The sequence below is a fragment of the Sphaerisporangium cinnabarinum genome, from assembly GCF_055567015.1.
The window spans coordinates 39,825-59,974 of sequence record NZ_JBVHRG010000002.1 but is presented as its reverse complement, the minus strand read 5'-3'; the positions used below and the strand labels follow the sequence as shown (position 1 = coordinate 59,974).

18 protein-coding genes and 1 tRNA gene are annotated in these 20,150 nt (G+C 76.7%); 1 reads left to right on the top strand and 18 read right to left on the bottom strand.

The window, feature by feature from the left end; translation table 11 throughout:
- Positions 1-29: 29 nt before the first annotated feature.
- The 5 genes from ACZ4MO_RS03265 to ACZ4MO_RS03245 all read right to left on the bottom strand — a co-directional run bounded on the left by ACZ4MO_RS03265 (position 30) and on the right by ACZ4MO_RS03245 (position 4,750).
- Positions 30-629 carry an energy-coupling factor transporter transmembrane component T family protein gene (locus ACZ4MO_RS03265; RefSeq protein WP_175008094.1) on the bottom strand — a complete coding sequence of 200 codons (600 nt, stop codon included), beginning with the start codon at positions 627-629 and terminating at the stop codon, positions 30-32.
- The gene (locus ACZ4MO_RS03260; RefSeq protein WP_175008220.1) at positions 626-1,306 is read right to left on the bottom strand and encodes an ATP-binding cassette domain-containing protein; all 681 of its coding nucleotides are present in this window, start codon (positions 1,304-1,306) and stop codon (positions 626-628) included. The genes ACZ4MO_RS03265 and ACZ4MO_RS03260 overlap by 4 nt, the downstream gene beginning before the upstream one ends.
- Before the next feature lie 104 nt (positions 1,307-1,410).
- Positions 1,411-2,622: a thiolase family protein gene (locus tag ACZ4MO_RS03255; protein WP_255437032.1), complete on the bottom strand. Its 1,212-nt coding sequence runs from the start codon at positions 2,620-2,622 to the stop codon at positions 1,411-1,413.
- Complete coding sequence (locus ACZ4MO_RS03250; protein ID WP_499278599.1) at positions 2,619-4,016, bottom strand: class I adenylate-forming enzyme family protein; 1,398 nt, start codon at positions 4,014-4,016, stop codon at positions 2,619-2,621. The genes ACZ4MO_RS03255 and ACZ4MO_RS03250 overlap by 4 nt, the downstream gene beginning before the upstream one ends.
- A gap of 20 nt (positions 4,017-4,036) precedes the next feature.
- Positions 4,037-4,750: a biotin transporter BioY gene (locus ACZ4MO_RS03245; RefSeq protein ID WP_175008096.1), complete on the bottom strand. Its 714-nt coding sequence runs from the start codon at positions 4,748-4,750 to the stop codon at positions 4,037-4,039.
- Positions 4,751-5,097: 347 nt separating this feature from the next.
- Between ACZ4MO_RS03245 and ACZ4MO_RS03240 the strand changes: the two genes are divergently transcribed.
- Positions 5,098-5,574, top strand: a complete 477-nt coding sequence (locus ACZ4MO_RS03240; RefSeq protein WP_255180952.1) for an Hsp20/alpha crystallin family protein — start codon at positions 5,098-5,100, stop codon at positions 5,572-5,574.
- 7 nt (positions 5,575-5,581) lie between these two features.
- On the opposite strand, the gene ACZ4MO_RS03235 is transcribed toward ACZ4MO_RS03240, so the two are convergent.
- From ACZ4MO_RS03235 to ACZ4MO_RS03175, 13 genes are all read right to left on the bottom strand, one after another.
- Complete coding sequence (locus ACZ4MO_RS03235; protein WP_175008097.1) at positions 5,582-6,577, bottom strand: FHA domain-containing protein; 996 nt, start codon at positions 6,575-6,577, stop codon at positions 5,582-5,584.
- Positions 6,574-7,857 carry a vWA domain-containing protein gene (locus ACZ4MO_RS03230; protein WP_021483252.1) on the bottom strand — a complete coding sequence of 428 codons (1,284 nt, stop codon included), beginning with the start codon at positions 7,855-7,857 and terminating at the stop codon, positions 6,574-6,576. Before ACZ4MO_RS03230 ends, ACZ4MO_RS03235 begins: the two co-directional genes overlap by 4 nt.
- Positions 7,858-7,927: 70 nt before the next feature.
- Positions 7,928-9,214: a protein phosphatase 2C domain-containing protein gene (locus tag ACZ4MO_RS03225; RefSeq protein ID WP_175008099.1), complete on the bottom strand. Its 1,287-nt coding sequence runs from the start codon at positions 9,212-9,214 to the stop codon at positions 7,928-7,930.
- Positions 9,211-11,562: a tetratricopeptide repeat protein gene (locus tag ACZ4MO_RS03220; RefSeq protein ID WP_175008100.1), complete on the bottom strand. Its 2,352-nt coding sequence runs from the start codon at positions 11,560-11,562 to the stop codon at positions 9,211-9,213. Before ACZ4MO_RS03220 ends, ACZ4MO_RS03225 begins: the two co-directional genes overlap by 4 nt.
- A complete protein-coding gene (locus ACZ4MO_RS03215; RefSeq protein ID WP_175008101.1) occupies positions 11,559-12,665 on the bottom strand; it encodes a hypothetical protein in 1,107 nt (368 codons plus the stop codon). Before ACZ4MO_RS03215 ends, ACZ4MO_RS03220 begins: the two co-directional genes overlap by 4 nt.
- On the bottom strand, positions 12,662-13,702 hold the full coding sequence (locus tag ACZ4MO_RS03210; protein ID WP_083385467.1) for a glutamate ABC transporter substrate-binding protein: 1,041 nt from the start codon (positions 13,700-13,702) through the stop codon (positions 12,662-12,664). The genes ACZ4MO_RS03215 and ACZ4MO_RS03210 overlap by 4 nt, the downstream gene beginning before the upstream one ends.
- On the bottom strand, positions 13,699-15,057 hold the full coding sequence (locus ACZ4MO_RS03205; protein WP_175008102.1) for a GlnX family signal transduction membrane protein: 1,359 nt from the start codon (positions 15,055-15,057) through the stop codon (positions 13,699-13,701). Before ACZ4MO_RS03205 ends, ACZ4MO_RS03210 begins: the two co-directional genes overlap by 4 nt.
- A complete protein-coding gene (locus ACZ4MO_RS03200) occupies positions 15,054-16,781 on the bottom strand; it encodes an AAA family ATPase (RefSeq protein WP_175008103.1) in 1,728 nt (575 codons plus the stop codon). Before ACZ4MO_RS03200 ends, ACZ4MO_RS03205 begins: the two co-directional genes overlap by 4 nt.
- Complete coding sequence (locus ACZ4MO_RS03195) at positions 16,778-17,344, bottom strand: hypothetical protein (protein WP_061268560.1); 567 nt, start codon at positions 17,342-17,344, stop codon at positions 16,778-16,780. Before ACZ4MO_RS03195 ends, ACZ4MO_RS03200 begins: the two co-directional genes overlap by 4 nt.
- 53 nt (positions 17,345-17,397) lie before the next feature.
- The gene (locus tag ACZ4MO_RS03190; RefSeq protein ID WP_021482025.1) at positions 17,398-18,615 is read right to left on the bottom strand and encodes a toxic anion resistance protein; all 1,218 of its coding nucleotides are present in this window, start codon (positions 18,613-18,615) and stop codon (positions 17,398-17,400) included.
- Positions 18,616-18,890: 275 nt separating this feature from the next.
- Positions 18,891-19,373, bottom strand: coding sequence for a hypothetical protein (locus ACZ4MO_RS03185; protein ID WP_175008104.1), 483 nt, complete (start codon positions 19,371-19,373; stop codon positions 18,891-18,893).
- A complete protein-coding gene (locus ACZ4MO_RS03180; protein ID WP_175008105.1) occupies positions 19,370-19,765 on the bottom strand; it encodes a hypothetical protein in 396 nt (131 codons plus the stop codon). The genes ACZ4MO_RS03185 and ACZ4MO_RS03180 overlap by 4 nt, the downstream gene beginning before the upstream one ends.
- Positions 19,766-19,991: 226 nt before the next feature.
- Positions 19,992-20,067: transfer RNA gene (locus ACZ4MO_RS03175), tRNA-Arg, on the bottom strand.
- Between the last annotated feature and the right edge of the window lie 83 nt (positions 20,068-20,150).

Sequence of the window (20,150 nt, the reverse complement as noted above, 5' to 3'; positions counted from 1 at the left end):
ACCGCCGGCGAGACGACGCCGGGGCGGCCTCAGTCGTCGAGGCCGCGGGCGCGCAGCGCGTCGCCGAGCGCGTCCGCCTGGCGCAGGGCGCCCACGACGAGCGGGACGGCGAAGGCCCGGACGTCGTGCTCCCGGCCGCGCGCGCGGGACGCGTCCCGCACGCGCTGCGCGAGCGCCGCGACCACCGGGACGGAGCGCACGGCGAGCGAGAGGACGAGCGCGACCCGGCCGACGTCGACCCCCGCGCGGCCGAGCGGGCGCAGGCCGCGTTCGATCGCGGCGAGCACCGCGGCCGTGCGGGTCGTGAGCAGCACGAGCCCCGCGAGCGCGACGAGCGCCACGAGGCGGGTCGTGAGGACCACCGCGGCGGCGGGACCGAGCGCGAACCACTGCACCGCCAGGAGCACCGGCACGACGAGCCGCAGCGGCCGGACCTGGTCCCACGCGGCGCGGGTGCCCACCCCCGCCACCGCGTAGAGCGCTGCGACCACGACGACCACGACCCCCACCGCGACCGGCGACGACACGAGCAGCACCGCGCCCGACGCCGCCGCGAGACCGACGAGCTTCGCCCCGGCCGGGAGGCGGTGCAGCACCGAGGTCCCCGGCCGGTAGCCGCCCGCCGTCACCCCGGCCCCGCGTCGACCAGGCGGCGGTAGTGCGCGACGGCCGGGCCCGGCGCGTCGTCCGCGACGACGCGCCCGCCGTCGACCACGAGGACGCGGTCCATGGCGTCCATGAGCGCGAGGTCGTGCGAGACGAGCACGACCTGCTGGGGGAGGGACGCGAGCTCCGCGGCGACGCGCCGCGTGTTGCGCAGGTCGAGGAGCGTCGTCGGCTCGTCGGCCACGACGAGGCGCGGGCCCGCCGCGAGCACGGAGGTGAGCGCGAGGAGCTGCTTCTGCCCGCCCGAGAGCAGGTGCGCGGGATGGTCGGCGTGCTCGGCCAGGCCGCGCGCGGCGAGGGCGCGCCGCACGACCTCGCCGCGCTCGTCCGCCGGGACGCCGCGCAGCGAGTACGCGACGTCCTCCGCCACGGTCGGCATGACGATCTGCGCGTCCGGGTCGGTGAACACGAACCCCACGCGCCGTCGCACCGCCGCGCCCTGGCGGCGCGTGTCGAGGCCGTCGACGAGCACGCGTCCCGCCGTGGGCACGACGAGCCCGTTGAGCAGGCGGGCCAGGGTGCTCTTGCCCGAGCCGTTCGCCCCGACCACGCCGACCCGGTGCTCGCGCAGCTCGAGGCTCACGCCGCGCAGGACGTCGCGCTCGCCGAGCCGCACGTGCACGTCCTCGAGCCGCACCACGCACCCCCCGGCGGTGTCCTCGACGGGGGCCTCCGGTGCGGGCGGCGCGACCTCGGCCGGGCGGTCCCGGCGTCGCCCCCGCACGGCGCGCGCCGCGCGCGCGATCACCGTGCCACCTCCACGAGCACCGCGACGCCCTGGCCGCCGCCGACGGCCGCCGTCGCGAGCCCGAGCGTCCCGGCCCGCGCGCCCCCGCGCACGAGCCGGGAGAACAGCCGGACCACGGCCACCGCGCCGCTCGCGCCCCACGGGTGGCCCAGCGCGAGCGCGCCGCCGTCGGGGCACACCCGGGCGTCGTCCGCGGGGTCGCCCAGCGGGTCGAGGCCGAGCGCGTCGGTGACCGCGAGCACCTGGGCCGCGAACGCCTCGACGACCTCGACCGCCGCGACGTCGTCGAGCCGCGCGCCGGCGCGGTCGAGCACGGCGCGCACCGCGGGCACCGGGCCCCACCCGGGCAGCGCCGGGTCGCAGCCCACGGTGGCGGACGCGACGACCCGCAGGCCCGCGAGCCCCAGGTCGCGGCGCACCGCCTCGGGGACCACCGCGACGACCGCGGCGCCGTCGCTCGCCGGGCTCGACGTCGCCGCCGTGACGGTTCCCCCGGCGCTGAACGCGGGGGAGAGGCGCGCGACGACGGCCGGGTCGAGGCGGCGCGCGCGCTCGTCGCGTTCCAGGGCACGGCCCGGCGGGCCGACGCGCACGGTCTCCGCGGCGAACCGCCCGGCGTCGTGCGCCGCGCGGGCGCGCGCGTGGCTGCGCAGCGCGTACGCCTCCTGGCGCTCGCGGGTCACGCCGCGGCGGCGGGCGAGCTCGTCGGCCGCCGCGCCCATCCCCGGGTCGGCCCACGGCACGGGCGCGAACGCCGCGCGCGCGTACGGGACGTCGCCCCACGGCGTGCGGTGGGCCCGCGCGGGCGAGCGCGTCGCGCTCTCGGTGCCGCCCGCGAGGACGAGCGCCGCCTCGCCCGCGCGGACCTGCTGCGCCGCGACGAGCACGGCCGCGAGGCCCGACGCGCACTGCCGGTCGACGGTGAGCCCCGGCACGCCGACGCCCGCTCCGGCGGCGAGCGCCGCGACGCGCGCGACGTCCCCGCCGGGGCCCGTGCAGCACCCGAGCACGACGTCCGCCACGTCCGCCGCGACGCCGTGCGCCCGCGCGTCGTCGAGGGTCGCGCGCAGCGCCGCGGCCGCGAGGTCCACCTCGGTGAGCGCCCGGTGCCCGTGGCCCGCCGTCCCGACCCACGTGCGGCGCGCGGCCACCACCACGGGCGTCGCGTCGGGCGCGCCGTCCGTCGCGCCGAGCTCTCGTGGGCTCACCGCAGCGGCTCCAGGCCCGAGCGTGCGAGGTCCGTCCCACCGAGGACCTCGCTCACCGCGCCGCGCGCGGGCTTGCCCGACGGCGTCCGCGGCAGCGCCCGCGTGCCGTACCAGCGCCGCGGCCGCTGGGCCGGCGCGAGCGCCGCGCGGGCGACCCGCTCGAGGTGCGCCCGCAGCCCCGACCGGTCGTCGCACTCCACGACGGCCGTCACGACCGCCCCGAGGCGGCGGTGCGCCGTGCCGAGCACGACGACGTCGCGCACCCCGGGCACGGCCCGCAGCACGACCTCGACGTCCTCGGGCACGACCGTCGACCCGCCCGAGAGGATCGCGCCGTCGCCCCGGCCGCGCAGCACGAGCGGCTCCGGACCCGGGTCGGCGAGGTCTCCGACGGTGTGCCACGCGCCGTCGCGCCGCAGCGGTCCTGTAGCGCGCGCGAGGTAGCCCCGCGACACCCACGGCGAGCGCACCCACACCTCGCCGACGCTCGCCGACGGCAGGGGACGGACCGCCAGGTCCACGCCGGGGAACGCGCGCAGCCCCGACCCGTCGGGGTCGTAGGCGACGAACGACAGCTCGACGGCGCCGTAGTACGCGAGCACGTCGACGCCGAGGCCCCGCGCCCGCTCCCGCGCGCCGGGGGCGAGCGACGCCCCGCCGACGACCGCGTGCCGCAGCCGCGACGGCGCGCCCGCGGCGACGGCGTCGAGCACGTCGTCGAGGACCTGCGGCACGAGGTGCACGACGTCGCTCGTCGCGAGCGCCGCCGTCGTCGCGGCCGGGGTGCGCGTGAGGACGACGCACGCGCCCACCGCGAGCGCGTGCACGGCGGCGAAGCAGTACAGCGACGACGCGAGCGGGCCGGGGACGAGGACCGCGTCCGTGGGTCGGAGCCCGAGCAGCCGCGTGACGGCGTCGAACGACCCCGCCCACGACGCGCGCGTGCGCACCACCGCGCGCGGCCGGCCGGTGCTCCCGGACGAGAACCCGGCCCACGCGAGGTCGTCGGGGCCGGGGACGTGCGGCGGGACGGGCTGCGCGCCGTCGGCGGTGCCGGTCCCGCGCGGGAGCGGCACCTCGACGAACGTGCGCGGCGCGAGCGTGCGCAGCACCTCGGCGCGGTGGGCGCGCGGCCAGGCGGCGTCGCACACGAGGGGCGTCGCGCCCAGGTGGTCGACGGCGAGCACGGCGGTGAGCAGGTCCAGCGGGTCCGGCAGCGAGACGGCGACGAGGTCGCCCGGCCGCGTGCCCGACGCGCGCAGGTGCGTCGCGCCCGCGCGCACGTCCGCGGCGAGCGCGGCGTAGGTGCGCGACCGCTCGGGCGTGCGCAGGGCGGGACGGTCGCGCACCGCCGGGTCGGCGGCGTGCGTCAGGACCTGGTGGGCGACGGGCACGCGGACACTCTCGCAGGTGTTCAGGAGGCGGGGCGGTCGTCGGCCGCGGCACGGTCGGCGCCGGTCGGGCGCCGGGCCGGGCGGGCCGCGGGGTAGGCGCGCACGACGCCCACCGTGATCGCGGCGGCGGCGAGCGCCTTGAGCACGTCGCCGGGCAGGAACACGAGCGAGAGCTGTGCGGTCGTGGGCAGCGGCACGCCCGTGACGAGCGCCTGCACGGGGACGCCGACGGCGTAGACGACCGCGACCCCGCCGACGAGGCACGCGACGAGCACGGGTGCGAACGTGACGCGCCGGAGCCGGTCGACGAGCAGACCGACGACGGCCGCGCCGGCGAGGAACCCGACGAGGTAGCCGGCGGACGGCCCGACGAACGCCCCGAGCCCGCCGCGCCCGCCTGCGAGGACGGGGAGCCCGGCCGCGGCGAGCGCGAGGAAGGTCGCGACGGCGAGCGAGCCGCGCCACGCGCCGAGGACCGCCCCCGCGAGCATCACACCGAGCGTCTGGAGCGTCACGGGCACCGCGTTGCCGAACAGGGCGATCGAGCCGGGCAGGCCGAGCGCGGCGAGGAGCGCGGCGAACGTCGCGACCCGTGCCGCGTCGCCGGCGTCGAGCGCGAACCGGCCACGGCGGCGGCCGGGCTCGTCGCGCGGTACCTCGCGCGGCGCGGCCGGGGCGGTGGCCGCCGGGGCGGACGAGGTGGCGGTGGGCGTCTCCGTGCGGGCGTCGGTCATCGCGGGCTCCCTGCTGTCGGTGGTCGGGCGTGTCCACTCTGGCCGGGACGGCGGTCGTCGGGCGACGGCGCTCGCGACCACCTCGGCGGCCCGCCGTGCACGGATCGCACAACCCGTTGGAGGGAACCTCCAACCGCTCCCGGGCGCGGGTGCGGGGCCGGTGTGGGAGCCGCACAACGCGGCCTGCGTGGCCGGTCGGCACGCCTCGTCGCACCTCTTGGCACTCCCGGGGGGAGAGTGCTAAAACAGGAGCTGTAGCCGCCCGCGGGGTGCCTGCCTCGCGGGAGCACCGACCGGTCCCGGACCGCCCGGGACCGTGCGACGAGGAGGTGAGAGGTGTGGCTGCGATGACCGACCCCTTCACGAGCACCTTCGACGCGATGGACCGCCTGGTGGGCCAGCTCGCGTCCGGCGCCCGCGCGACCGCGGCCTCGGCGGCCTCGGGCGGCATGCCGCTCGACCTGTTCCGCGCCGGCGACCACTACGTGCTGACGATGGACCTCCCGGGCGTCGACCCGGGCACGATCGACGTGTCCGTCGAGGACCGCACGCTGACGATCCGCGCCGAGCGGAGCCCGCGGACCGACCCGGACGTCCAGTGGCTCGCGCGCGAGCGGCCGTCCGGCACGTACGCACGCCAGCTCACGGTGGGGCGCGGCCTGGCGCTCGACAAGATCACGGCGTCGTACGAGGACGGCGTGCTGACGCTGACGATCCCGGTCGCTGAGGAGGCCCGGCCCCGCCGGATCGAGGTCGCACACCGCGCGGGCGGCGCGGCGACCCAGATCACGGCCGAGGCCGAGCCTCAGGCGTCGGAGGGCTGAGCCGGGCTCACGCCTCGCCGGGGAGCGCTTTGCGGACGACGAGGCGCGTCCACGCCCCGAGGTACACGCGGTCCCCGTCGGCCAGCTCGCGTCGCTGGCCGGCGGGGATCGGGTCTGTCGGGAGCGGCTCGCCCGCGGGGCTCACGTAGGTGCCGTTCGAGGACTGCAGGTCCTCGACCCACCAGCGCTGCCCGTCCGTGCTGAGCTGGCAGTGCCGTCGCGAGACGCCGGTGTCCGCGCCGCAGTCGACCTGCGGGTGGATGCCGCGCGAGACCGACGGGCGCCCCACGAGCACGCTGCGCTCGCGCAGCACCACGAGCCCCGGCAGGCCCGCCGACGGCATGGGGTCCTCGGGCTGCTGGGCCGCGTACCAGTCGGGGTCGATCCAGATCTCGACGACCCACTGGTCTGGCCCGGGCACGGGCGGCGTCGGCAGGTGCGCGCCCGACGGCGCGGCGGAGGCCGGGTCGGCGGGCTCACCGCCGGGCTGCTCACCCGCGGCGGTCCCGGTGGCCGGGGTCGACGCCGGAGCCTCGAGCGGTGCGGAGGCGCCCGGCGGCGGGGTGGCCGCGGACGCGGGCGACGCGGCCGGGAGCGGCGGCGGCGTCGCGCCCGACGCGACGCCTGCCTCCGGTGCGACGGGTGCGGCCGGTGCGGCCGGTGCGGCCGGTGCGGCGGCGGGTGCGGCCGGGGTCGCCGGCGTGGGACGCGACGGCGGGTCGAGCGAGAGCGCCGACGCGGGCTCCACCGGGTCGGGCAGGGCACCGGTGGTGAAGTCGTAGCCGCAGTTCTCGCAGAACAGGGCGCCGGCCGGGGCGGGCGAGCCGCAGTTCGGGCACTCGAGAGCCTGTGCCGGGGTGCCGGACGACGCGCCCGGTGCCGGGGACGACGCGCCCGCCGGGGGCACCGCGGGTGCCGACGCCGCGGCGATGGGCTCGCCGCACACGTCGCAGTAGTCGGTCGACTCCGAGGGGTGCCCGTTGGGGCAGACGACGGCGCTCACCGACGCACCCGCGTCGTCTTCGTCGAGGCGGTGTCGAGCGCCATCTCGTCGAGCGTCGACGTGTTGCGCTTGAGCCGCACGGTGCCGTGCTCCTCGTCGTCGATCTCGACGACCTTGCGCAGGCGCGACGTCGCCTCCTCGTTCCCGGTCTGCTGCGCGAGCTGGACGGCGCGCCCGAGCTTGACGGTCGCCGTCGCCTCGTCCCCCGAGGCCTTGGCCGCGAGGCCCTCCTGGATCGCTGCGGCGAGCTCGGTCTGGCCGGTGTAGTGCGCGACCTCGGGGTTGATGCGCGTGGTGAGCGACTCGTCGTCGGACCACTTCGCCTTGACCAGGCCCGAGGACACGACCTCGCCGTTCACGGCGAGCTGGACGCGCGCCGCGAGCTGCTCGGAGCCGACGGGCTTCGAGGCCACGCGGACCGCGACGTGGTAGTCGCGCGACTCGTCGCCCCACGACCCGGTCGGGTACGCGCCCGTGAGCGGGTTGACCTCGGCCCGGCGGTGCGTGAGGTCCTCGACCGTCGGGGCGACCTGGCGGACGAACAGCACCTGCGAGCCCTGCGGGGCCCACACGCGCAGGTCCGCGGAAGCGACGCCGCGCGCCATGGAGGCCTGCATGAGCTTCTCGAAGTCGGCGGCGATCTCGTTCGGGTCCGCGATGAGGTCCACCGTGCCGAGCAGCGCGGTGGAGATCTCGCGCAGCTCGTCGACCTGCCAGCGCGAGCCGACGCCGCGGGCGTCGCACTGGAAGTGGCCCGTGACGTCCCGGACCGCGGCCGAGAGGTTGGCGCGGGGCTCCGACTCGTTCTTGCCGTCGGTGAGCAGGATCGCGTGCCGCTGCGTCGCCTGGGGCACCGTCGCGAAGAGCTGGTCCGCGAGGCGCAGCCACGTGCTCATCGCCGTGCCGCCGCCGGGCGTGAGCATCGAGATCGCGCGCTTCGCCTCGGCGCGCGCGCCCGGCTCCATCTGCACCATGGCCATGCGGGCGTTCGGGTAGGGGAACGCGCGGTTCGCGACGTGGCTCCCGCCGACGATCGCGAACCACGTGCCGTCGAGGATCTGGTCGACCGCGACCTGGGCCGCGTGCTTCGCGGCCTCGATGTTGCGCCCCGACATCGACCCCGACGTGTCGACCATGATGATCTCGGCCACCCCGCCCGCGCCGCCGGCGCTCCCCGCGCTCCCGGCGCCGCGGCACGTCACGGTGACGATCGCGTGGACGTCCGTCGCGCCCTCGGACAGGAACTCGTTCTGGTAGACCTCGGCGGCGAACTCGGCCATGGGGGCTCCTTCGGTGGTGCGGGTGTTCGTGCAGGCTATCGGGTCGTCGGGGCCCGACGCGCGGTGCGCGTCAGGTGGTGGCGGGGTCCGCCGGGGGCGGCGGCGGAGTCGTGGACGACGCCCGGGAGAACCGGGCGAGCGTGGCCGTGATGTTGTCCCGGCCGCCCTGGGCGTTCGCCCAGTCGACGAGGGCGCCCGCGAGCGTCTGCGGGTCGTCGCCGACACGGTCCTGCGTGCTGCGCACGAGGGCCGCCAGGTCGGGCGCGGGGGAGCAGTAGTTCCACAGGCCGTCCGAGCACACGAGCAGCCAGCCGTCGCGGTCGGGCAGCGTCGCGGCCGTGCGGGCCACCGGGTCGGGGGCGTCGGGGCCGAGCCAGCGCGTGATGGCGTGCGCCTGCGGCGACGTCTCCGCCTGGGCGCGCGGGACGCCTTGCGCGATCATCTCCTGCGCCCACGAGTCGTCGACGCTGAGCTGGTGCGCGTCGCCGTCGTCCGGGATCCAGTAGGCGCGCGAGTCGCCCACCCAGCCCGCCACGACGAGCGGCCCGTCGAGGACGGCCGCGACGAACGTGCACGACGGCGGGTTCTCGCGGTCGGCCATCGTGCCCACGGTCGCGAGGATCGCGTCCTGCGCGGCGCGCGACGCGTCGCCGAGGAGCGCGGACCACGCGCCCATGCGCGCCGAGGCCTCGCCGGTCACGGGGTCGGTCCCGTCGGGGGCGCGCGCCGCGAGCACGTCGCGCGCGGCGCGGGCCGCGGCGAGGCTCGCGACGTCGGAGTCGGGCGCGGAGGAGACGCCGTCGCACACGACGAGCGCCGCGAACGCCCGCTCGGCCGTCGCGGACTCGCTCGCCGCGAGGGCCATGGCGTCCTCGTTGCGCGAGTGCCGCACGCCCCGGTCGCACACGCCGGCGACCCAGCTCGCGGGCCGCTCGGCCCAGTGGTCGCGCTCGGACGCGGCGGGCTCGCCGCACTCGGTGCAGTACCCGTCCTCGGCGACCCGGCCGCCGCAGCGCACGCAGGGGCGCGCGCCGGTCTCGGCCGCGGCGCCTCCGGTCTCGGCCGATGCCCCGCCCGACGGCTCGCCGGGCTCGTCGCCGGTCCCGTCGCCGCTCCCGGGTCCGCCGCCGGTGGTCCCGGCTGCTGCGGGGTCCGTCGCGGCGTCGGTCGCGGGGTCCGCGGCAGGGCCGGTCCCGGCGTCTGGGGCCGGCGACGCGGGGAGCGGGGCGAGCGGCGTGCCGCACGCCTCGCAGAACCGGGCGCCCTCGGGCGACGGCTCCCCGCACGCCGGGCACTCGAGCACGCCGCTCGGCTCCGCGACCGTGCCGCCGGGCGCGGGTGCCGGGGAGTCGCTCATCGGATCGTCCACCGGCGGACCTCGTTCGCGCGGTCCACGAGCGTGATGCGCTCGTCCCGCGAGTCGGTGAGCGACGCGAGCTCGCGGTACGCGCCCTCGAGCGCGTCGCGCAGCGCGGGCTCGTCGGCGGGCACGCCGGCGATGCGCGTGGTCGGCTCCGGGCCGGAGGTCGTCACGGTGTCGAGCGCGGAGCGCAGGACGCCCACCGCGAGCTCGGCCCGCTCGCGCGGCGCGATCGCGACGGTCGACACGCTCGCCATGGCGTCGGCGAGCGCGGGCAGCCCCCGGCCCGACGCCGCGAGCAGGTGCGCGCGGAGGGTGCGGGACTCGACGTACGACCCGCGCGTCGGGCCGACGAGGTCGAGCGCGTGCAGCGCGCCGTCGAGGTCGCCGCGCGCCTCGCGCACGCGCATGAGCCCGAACGCGGCCGGCGCGGTGTAGTTCGCGTCGGTGCGCGCGCAGATCACGTAGAGGGACTCGGCGATGTCGGGCTCGCCGCTCAGCTCGCAGGCCGCGGCGAGCGCGAGCTTGGGCGCGAGCTCGCCCGGCACCTGCCCGTAGACGGCGTTGAACGAGGCGCGCGCCGCGACCGGGTCGCCCTGCGCGAGCTCGCCGAGGCCACCGATCCACGCGGCGCGCCACTCCCACGGGTCGTCCGCGAGGATCGTCGCGATCGTGTCGCGCAGCACGTCGAACCGCTCCGCCTCGATCGCGGCGCGGGCTCGGGCGAGACGCACCTCGACCGTGTCCTCGGGCGCGTCGGCGAGCGCCGCGAGGCGCGCGTCCGGGTCCACGACGTTGACCCCGGCGAGCCAGCTCGCCATGGGGTCGTGGTCGTCGCGCCGCAGCGTCGGCAGCTCGTCCCACGCGAGCGGGCGGGACGCGACGTCCGCGACCGGCGCCTCGAACAGGACCGAGGCCGCGGAGTGCAGCGCCGGGTTGCCCGGGCCGGCGTCGGCCGCCACGACCTCGCGCAGGACGCCGAGGAGCTGGGTGCGCATCTCGTCCGCGGTCGCGAACCGGTCGGCCGGGTCGAGCGCGCACGCCTTGGCGAGCAGGCGGTAGAACGAGTCGTACTGCTGGAAGACGGGCGTGTCCGCGACGGGCGGGAGCGAGGCGACGTACGTCGTCGTGTTCCCGCGGAAGTCGAGGACGAGCGTCGCGAGCGTGCGGCCGATCGTGTAGATGTCGGACGCGACGGACGGCCCGACCTCCGCGACCTCGGGCGCCTGGTAGCCGACGGTGCCGAAGATCGCGGACGTGAGGTCGTCGGTGCGGCGCACGCCGCCGAGGTCGATGAGCTTCACGCCGTCGCCCTGCTGGATGACGTTCTCCGGCTTGAAGTCGCAGAACAGCAGGTTGTGGTCGTGCAGGTAGGCGAACGCGGGGAGGATCGCGAGGACGTAGGCCAGGGCCTGGTCCACGGGCATCGGGGCGATGACCCCGTTGTTGTCCTCCCGGCGCTGCTGGAGGATCTCCTTGAGCGACTCGCCGCCGACGTACTCCATGACGGTGTAGCCCGCGCCGTCGTGCATCGCGAAGTTGTAGATCTCGACGATGAGCGGGTGCTCGACCTCTGCGAGGAACTGGCGCTCCGAGATCGCCGCCGCGTACGCGTCGGGGTCGCCCGAGTTGAGCAGGCCCTTGAGCACGACCCACCGGCCGGACACGTTCTGGTCGCGCGCGAGGTAGATCCAGCCGAGGCCGCCGTGCGCGAGGCAGCCCACGACCTCGTACTGCCCGCCCACGAGGTCGCCCGGCTTCAGCTGCGGCGTGAAGTCGAAGCGGTTGCCGCAGTGGGGGCAGAACCCGGAGGTGCGGCCGGGCTGCCCGTCGCGCCCGCGGCCGACCTTCTCGCCGCACGCGGGGCAGAAGCGCTTGCGCTCGGCGACCTCGGGCACGGCCATGACGGACTGCAGCGGGTCGCGGACGGGCACCGACGGGACGGTCGTGAGCCCCGCGCCCAGGCCGCGCCCGCGCAGCCGCGTCGAGGAGGTCCCGACGCGACGGGTCGCCTTGGAGCCGGTCGCGGCGGTGCGCGCCGAGCCGAGCGCGGTCGACGCGAGGCGGCTCGAGCTCGTGCGGCCGGTGCGCGTCGAGCGCTCGGCGTCGGGGTCGCCCGCCCCGGCGGTGCCCGGGCGGCCCTGCACGAACCCGGTGCCGAGCATGGCGGACGGCGAGGCGGCGGCCGCGCCGCCGGGCGCGGGCACGCCGGTGGTGCCGCTCGCGGTGGGCGTCGGGGCGGCGCCGGAGCCGCCCGCGGGCGCGCCGCAGACGTTGCAGTAGCCGTCCTCGATGGTGCCCGGGCAGCCGGGCTCCGAGCACGGGACGGTCGCGGTGGTCGTCACGACGACGCTCCTTCCGGGGTGGGCAGGTCGCGGGTGAGGAACTGGTACTGCTCGACGAGGAACCGTGCGAGCGTCACGTCGCACGGTGTCGTCTCGACGGCCTCGCGCGCCTCGGCGAGGCCGGAGCGCACCGTGGGGGACGCCGACCGGCCGTTGGCGTCGGCCCGCGCGGCGAGCCGCTCCAGGCTGTACCGCAGCTCGGCACGGGCGCGCAGGGGGCGGGTGTACGCGTCCTCGACGGTCTCGACGGCGCGGGCCACGGTCGCGAGCCGGGCCGCGTAGGCATCGAGCTCGAACCGCGAGTCGGGCACGGGGCCGAGGCGCGAGACGTCCGGGACGGCGAGCCGCGGCGGGTGCGCGATCTCGCGTCGGCAGCGCGCGACGAGCTCGCGCAGGGCGGGCTCGCGCGACTCGAGCGCGGCGCGCTGCTCCTCGGTGCGGGCGCGGTCGCGGCGCAGCTCGCGGCGTTGCGCGGACGCGACGATGAGGTCGCGCTCGGCGCGCGCGACCTCGGTCTCGAGCTCGGCGAGCGGGCCCGACACGTCGGCGCCGCGCGCCGCCTGCGCGACGAGGTGGTCGAGGCGCCCCCGGAGGGTCTCGACGCGGCCGCGCGCGTCGGCGTCCGAGCCCGCGAGGTCCTCGCAGCGCACGAGCTCGGCGCGCACGCCGCGCAGCCGCGCGACCTGGTCGGCCGTGTGCGGGTCGAAGGACAGGCGCGTGCGCAGCTGCACGACGAGCGCGTCGCACAGCTTGACCGCCTCGACGAGCGAGACGAGCGCGGCGCCCGAGCCCGAGTCGAGCCTGCCCCACAGGAGCTGGGAGATCTTCTCGCGCGCGACGGCGTCGGCCCGGCCCGAGTCCCACACGGGCCGGATCTCGTCGGCGCGCGAGCGGATCGCCTGCCACAGCGACAGCGCGAGCACGAGGTCGGCGGTGTAGGCGTCGGGCGTCGCGGCGGCCTGTGCGGCGGCGTCGAGCCGGTCGAGCTCGGTGCGGCGCTCGTCGAGCCAGGTCTCGAGCGCGCCGAGGTACGCCAGGAGGTCGGCGGCGGGGATCGCCTCGCCGAGCCGTCCCGGCGCCTCGGGTGCGGGGGTGCGCGTCACGGCGTGCGGCCGTACACCGCGGCCGGCGGGGTCGGGGCCGGGCCGAGGCCGCCGAGCCACTCGCCGTAGATCGCGGCCCAGCGCCCGTCGGCCTTCATCTGCTCCAGGACACCGTTGACGAACCGCACCATGTCGACGTTCTGCGCCGGGACGCCGATGCCGTAGGGCTCGTCGCTGATCGCCTCGCCGACGACCTTCGCGTACGGGTCCTGGGCGGCGAAGCCCGCGAGGATCGTGTCGTCTCCCGTGATCGCGTCGACCTTGCCCTGCTGGAACAGCACGAGGCACTGCGTGTGCGTGGTCGCGGGGACGGGCTCGATGCCGGAGAACTGCTCGAGGCGCGTGAGCGTCGTCGTGCCCTCGGGCGCGCACACACGCTGACCCTCGAGGTCCGCGATCCCGTTCGCGGTCGAGTCGCGCGTGACGAGCACCTTCTGCCCCGCGTGGTAGTACTCCGCGGAGAACGCGATGGACTCCCAGCGCTCGCAGTTGATGGTGAACGCGCGCGCGACGAGGTCGACCTCGCCGTTCTCGAGCACCTCGAGCCGCTGCCCCGACGTGATGACGCGGAACTGCAGCCGGTCGGGGTCGCCGAAGATCGCGCGCGAGACCTCGTGCAGCACGTCGATGTCGAAGCCCTCGATCTGGCCCGACAGCGGGTTGCGCGCGCCCATGAGCAGCGTGTCCGCCGAGACGCCGACGACGAGCGCGCCCCGGTCGCGGATCGTGGCCATGGTGCTGCCGCCCGGGAGGGCGTCCGGGCCGGGCAGGGCGCCCTCGGGCGCGTACGAGGCGAGCGGGTCGGCGCACTCGGCTGGTGCGGCGGGCGCCGCGGGGGACTCCTCGGTCGCCTCGTCCTGCGGGGTGGTCGTCAGGCGCAGGTCCTCCGCGCCCGACGGCCCCGAGCAGGCGCCGAGCACGAGCAGCGCGGCGAGCGCCGAGGCGACCCCGGTCGTGACGGCGCCGGCCCGGCGGGCGCGCGTGCCGGTGCGGCGGGTCCCGGCGGGCCGGGCATGGGGGGCGGGCGTCGTGGTCACCGGTACTCCTCCAGTCGTGCCGTCACGCCGCGCCACGCGAGCAGCGCCGCGACGAGCCCTGCCACGAGCAGCAGCCAGCCCGCGACGGTGGCCGTCGTCGCCGCGCCGTCGAGGCGGTCGCTCGTCGCGGCGGCGTTGGTCTCGATGTCGTCGCGCGCCGCGGCCGAGAACGCGTCGAACGCGGCGTTCGGGCTCTCGGGGTCGGTCGCGGTCGCGAGGGCGACCGCGTCGTCCCACTGGCCCGCGTCGTCGAGCGCGCGGATCTCGGCGTGCCGTGCGACCCAGGCGTCGAGCGCCTGCGCCGTCGTCCCGTCGAGGTTGCCCTCGGTCGCGGCGGTGTCGAGGCGTGCCGCCGCGTCGTCCGTCGCGGCGACGAACGACTCCTCGTACGTCTGGCCCGAGCCGCGCTTGATGAGCGTGAACGCCTCCATGGACTTCGCGTCGTTCGCGAGCGAGTACGCCTGCGACGCGGCGAGGGTCGCGGCGTACGGGCCGGTCCGGACGTCGTGCGCGCGGGCGCTCGCCTGGGACAGCAGGACCGTCGAGACGACGCCCACGACGAGCACCACGGCCGTCGCGACGGCGAGCCCCACGTTGAGCACGCGGTGCGTGCGCCGCGCGAGCCAGACCTGGCTGGCGAGGAGCACGGCGAGCGCGAGGAGGCCGGCGGCGAGCACCCAGAGCGCGTTGCGCACGCCCGAGAAGTCCGCGGCGACGCGGTCGGCGTCGTCGAGCACGACCTCGTCGAGCGCGGGGAGCATCTGCTCGCGCAGGATCGTCGAGGCCTGGTCGAGGTACGCGGACCCGACGGGGAAGCCCTGCCGGTTGGTGGCGCGCGCCTGCTCGACGAGGCCCGTGTAGACCGTGAGGTCGGCGGCCACCTGGCCCAGCAGCGCGGCGTCCGCCTCGTTGCTGCCCGAGAGCGTGGCGAGGCGGTTCGCGGCCTGGTCGACGAGCTCGTCGTACCGCGCGCGCTGGTCGGCGGGCTCGAGGCCCCCGACGAGGAACGCCCCGGTCGCCGTCGCGTCCGCGGCGACGAGCGCGTTGCGGACCTCCTGGACCCCGACGAGCTGGGCCGCGTCCTCGCTCGCCGCGGCGAGCGCGCGCGACTGGAGGCTGCCGGCCTGGAACCCGAGGGCACCGAGCGCGAGCGCGGCGAGCACGCACAGCGCCATGACGAGGCGCAGCTTGCCGGGCGTGCGTCGCAGCGCGCCGCGCGCGCGGGACACGGCGGCGCTCTGCGACCCCTGCGGGACGACGGCGCCGCCGCCCGGGGCGGTCAGGGCACCACCCGGCGCGGGGCCGCCGGCCGGGACGATCTGCTGGCCCGCCGGGCGGACCGGGGTGGTCGTCATGCGTTCTCCTCGGCGCTGGAGGGTGCGGTCTCTGGTGCGTCGTCGGTGGCGGGGCGGTCTGTGCCGTCCGTGCCCTCCGCTGCGGATCCGGCCGGCTCGGCCTCGGCGGGCTCGGCCTGCGCGTCCTCGGGTGCGGGCGGGTCGAGCGTCGCGAGGAGCGCGGGAGCGCCCTCGCCGTCCACGAGGTCGACGGGCAGGAGCAGGCGCAGCTCGTCGATCGTCGGGGCGTCGACGTCCTTGAGCCGCCACGCGTGGCGCGCGATCGCGGCGTCGAGCACGTTGCGGGCCCAGCGGGCGTTGCCGAACCCCTCGGTGCGCGGCTGCGCCGCGGCGAGCCGCGCGAAGACGTCGAGCGCCTCGGGGGTCGGCTCGAAGTCCGCCCGGGAGGCCATGCTCGCGAAGATGTCGCGCAGCTCGGCGTCGGCGTAGTCCTCGAACGTGATGGTCGTGGAGAACCGCGACTCGAGCCCGGGGTTGGTCGCGAGGAAGTCGGCCATCGGGCCGGGGTAGCCCGCCACGATGACGACGAGCTCGTCGCGGTGGTCCTCCATGTCCTTGACGAGCGTGTTGATCGCCTCGGCGCCGTACTGGTCCTCCGCGAGCCCGTACGCCTCGTCGACGAACAGGACGCCGCCGAGCGCGGTCGCGACGACCTCCGACGTCTTCACGGCCGTCTGCCCGAGGTAGCCCGCGACGAGCTCCGAGCGGTCGACCTCGACGAGGTGGCCCTTCTCGAGCAGCCCGAGCGCGCGGTAGATGCCCGCGACGAGCCGCGCGACCGTCGTCTTGCCGGTGCCCGGGTTGCCGAGGAACACGAGGTGGCGCGTGAGCGTGGGGCGGGTCAGGCCCGCCTCGGTGCGCAGCTTCTCGACGCGCAGCAGCTCGGTCTGGCGGTGGATCTCGTCCTTGACGCGCGTGAGGCCGGTGAGCGCGTCGAGCTCGGCGAGCAGCTCCTCGATCGAGCGCGCGGGCTCCTCCTCGACGGCCGCGTCCGCAGCGGTCTCCGTGGCGGTGGCCGTCTCCGCGCTCCCGGCGGTCGCGTCCGCCGTCGTGCCCGACGCCGGGGCGGGCGTCGTGCCCGACGGCGCGGTCCCGCCCCCGGTCCCGCGCGCGCCGAGCGCGTCGAGGATCGACGCGACGGACGGGACCTCGGGGGCCGGGCGGCGCAGCGCGTCGAGCGAGCCCTGCGCGGCGAGCAGGTCACCGAGGTCGAACGGGTCCGCGCCGCCCGTCGTGCGGGGTGCGCCGAGCGGGCCGCCCGCGGCGGGCTGCGCCGTCGGGCCCGACGGCGCTCGGCTCGCCGCGGGAGCGGCCACCGGCCCGGCGCCGGCCTGCTGGACCGCGGCCGTCGCGGCGGCGGCCCCGGCGACGTGCGGGCCGGGCGAGCCGAGGCGCGCGGCCGCGCGGGCGACGTCGGCGAGCGCCTGCCCGTATGCGGTCGCGTGCTTCGAGCGCGCCGCCCCGAGTGCGGCGAGGACGTCGGTCGGGGACGTGCGCCAGCGCCGGGCGCTCGACGCCGCGGTGAAGAACGCGCCCGTCGCCGCCGGGTCGTGACCCAGCGCGGCGAGCCACGCCGCCGGGGCGCCGGGGGAGGACTCGGCGACGGCCGCGGCGAGGCGCGCGCCCTCGTCGCGGGCGGCCTCCTCGTCCACGCCCGCGGCACGCGCGGCGGCGTCCAGCGCGTCGAGCGCCGCCGCGAGGGTCGGGGTATCCGGGGTGGTCACGGTGCCTCCAGTCGTCCGGGCTCCGACGGCGGGCCCGGCTGCGGCGTGCCCCGGCCCGCGCCGGGGTCGAGCGCGATCGACGAGTCGCGGAACTTCTCCGCGAGGAACGCGCCGTGCGCGACGAGGGCCGCGGCGTCGGCCCGCGAGACGGCGTCGGAGATCTTGTCGAGCGTCACGCCGAGCAGGTCGAGCTGGTCGCACAGCAGCATGAGCGACGTCTTGCCCTGCGCGACGACCCGCCGGTCGGCGAAGTCGCGCGGCAGGCGCAGGTACGCGCCGACGGCCTCGGGCAGGTAGCTCGTCGCCGTCGCGACGACCGTGTGCGCCTGCTGCGACCCGCCGCCGAGGCGGTCGAGGCGGGGGACCATCTCTTCGACCGTGCCGGTGATGCGGTGCACGCGCGCCGTCACGGCGGGCGGCACACGGCCCTCGATCTGCTGCTCGACCCGCTCGACCGACGCGAGGATGTCGGTCGACGTCGGCGGGGCCGGGAGCTCGTGCTCGGGCTCGGGCGCGGAGGACCGGCCGCCGAGGCGGCCGATCACGTCGGAGAACCAGCCCATCTAGCTCGGGGTCCGATCTGTGGTGCGGGGAGGGGTGGTCGGGGGACGGCGCGTCACAGCCGACCGATGTCGAGCGAGCCGCTGCCCGCCTGCGACTGGTCGGAGCGGCGTGCGCGGTCCAGGTACTCGTTCGCCTTCGTCGTCTCGGTCTCCAGGACGCCGATGGTCTGCGCCATGGAGTCGAGGGCCTGCGTCTTGAACGTCGAGATCGAGTCGAGCGTCGCGTAGATGTTGGCGAACGCCTGCTGGAGCTGCGGGAGCCCGACGGTCGCGCTCGCGGCCTGCTGCTGGATGCTCGCCGACTGGTCCGCCAGCATCTTCGAGGTCGACGCGATCATGTTCGACGTCGTCGTGTTGAGCGCCGTGATCTGGTCGAGCACGAGCTTCTGGTTCGCGAGCGCCTGCGCCACGATGACGGCGGTGCGCAGCGCCGAGATCGTCGTGGTCGTCGCGCGGTCGACGCCCTTGATGAGCTCGAGGTTGTTCTTCATGATGATGTCCATCGCGAGGTAGCCCTGGATGGACACCGCGAGCTGCGTGAGCAGGTCCTGGTGCTTCTGGCGCACGTAGAACAGCACGTCCTCGCGCAGCGCCTGGGCCCGCTCCGGGTCGCTCGCCTCGATCTCCGCGATCTTCGTGGACAGCTCGGTGTCGAGGCGCTCGGCGATGAAGATGTACTGGTTGAGCCGCGCCATCGTGTCCCAGAGGTTCTGCTTCTCCAGGTTGAGCGCGGCGTTGTCCTTGCGGAGCTCGTCCTGACCGTTGTACAGCGACTGGACGATCGCGTTGAGCTGCTTCTGCGAGCTCTCGTAGCGGCGGAAGTAGTCCTGGAGCTTCCCGCCGAACGGGATGAGGCCCAGGAACTTCTTCCCGACGCTCGCCTCGCTCGGGTCGAGGTCCTCCACGGTGCGGCGCAGCTCGAGCAGCGACTTGCTCACCTTCGAGCTGTCGGACACGCCGCCCTCGCGCAGCTCCTTGACCGGCATCTCCAGCATGCGGTTGGAGACGTCGGCCGCGGCGCGGATGTCCTTGTCGCCCATCTTGCGGACGTCGTCCGCCTTCGCGCCGAACTCGGGGGAGCGGGTGTCCGTGGTCAGGAGCTGGTCGAGGTAGGACGACACCTTCGACTCGAGACCCGGGATGGCCGCCTCGTCGATGCGCGGCGCGAGCGCCGGGGCCTGGGTCGCCGCGACGGGCTTGACGGGCTCCGGGGCGCTGAGCGTGAGCGTCTCCGTCGGGGCGGGGGGCTGGAGCGGTGCTGCCTCGGTCATGTCGGTCCTTCGCTCGTGCGTGCCGTCGGACGCCGTCGGTGGCGGGTGGAGGACGCCCTCGCGGGCTCCCCCTCGACCCGGGCGAACCGGGTGGAACCGGCCTGCGCCGGTCGGGCGAGTATATCTACGACCGGTGGCCGGATCTTTACCCTTTCCGGGGATCGGGAGGGTGAGAACTCCCCATGTCAGACCAACGTTCGGGCCGTCCGCGAGTTCCGCCCCTCGGCTCGTGCGTCGGTGCGTCGGGGTGCTCCGTCGGGGGCGCGCACACCACCTCAGGAGGGCGACCGCAGGAAGTCCGCGGCGAGCTCTGCGGGCGTGGCCCCGGTGAACCCGGTGCCGTCCAGCGGTCTCGTGAGCTCCTGGGCGCGGGCGCCGTCGGTGATCGTCACGTGGAGCGTGTCCTCGTGCCAGCGGATCCGCGCGTAGGCCAGCGGCTGCCCGAAGTCGCGGAGCAGGTCTTCCCAGGTCCCCAGATCGACCAGGTAGGCGGCCCACCCGAGGCGCCGCGACCAGGGCGTGAAACCACTCGCCCCCACTGCCGGGGCGGCCGTGCGCAGCCCGGGGACGCCGGCCGCGAGCGCGGCCCGGACGGCCCGCGAGTCCTGCGCCACGAGCAGGTCCACGCTCCCGCCCTGCACGGTCTGGACGCGCACACCGCCCGGGAACGGCTCGAGCGCGAGCGTCACCGGGTCGGGGCCCGGTTGGCCCGCCTCGATCCGCCCGACCGCAGCGATCAGATTCCCGAGCGCGCTCACGTCCCTCTCCTCGCTGCGCCTCGCGCCGTCGCCGACCGCGACTCGCGTCCCGTCGTCCGTCCAGGGTCGGTGACCGCATTCTCCGCCCCGCGGCCCGTGCGTGAGTCCTGTCGCTGCGAGCTCGTGAAGGCCTCGATCACGAGCTCCGCTGCGCGCACGTTCTCCTCGGGCACGTGCTCGTCGTAGAACCAGGTGCGCCCTTCCCCGTCGGGGGTGAGCGCGACGGTCACCGCCTCCGCGAACGCCTCCCGCGCGGGACGGAGGGTCGGCCGCTCGCGGTCGAGCTCGACGACGACCAGGTCCCGGAGATCGTCCTCCGAGAGGCCCAGCAGCGCGTCGCGCACGTGCCCGAGCTCCACCACCACCCGACGCCGTCCGGGAGGAACCGTCACCGGACATCGCACACCGGCAGCCCACGGGCCCCGAGCCGCTCGATCTCCTCCCACGCGATCGCGTTGACGACGCCCGCGACGTCGTCGGGCACGCACGGCGTCCCGGGCGTCACGTGGGAGTAGGCGGCGAAGCGCGGGTGCGGGAAGGTCGCGGGCCGGGACTCCGGCGTGCCTCAGTGGTTGGGTGTTCGAGTCCTAGAACTGCTGGGACTCCGACGGTCCTGCGTGGTGCCCCGAGCAGGACTCGAACCTGCAACCTACGGATTAGAAGGCCGTTGCTCTATCCATTGAGCTATCGAGGCGCGCGCCCATCGTAGTGGGAGCCGGGCGTGCTCGGGAGGTGGAGCCGCGGCGGTGGAGCCGCAGGTCGGGTGGTCGTGCGTCG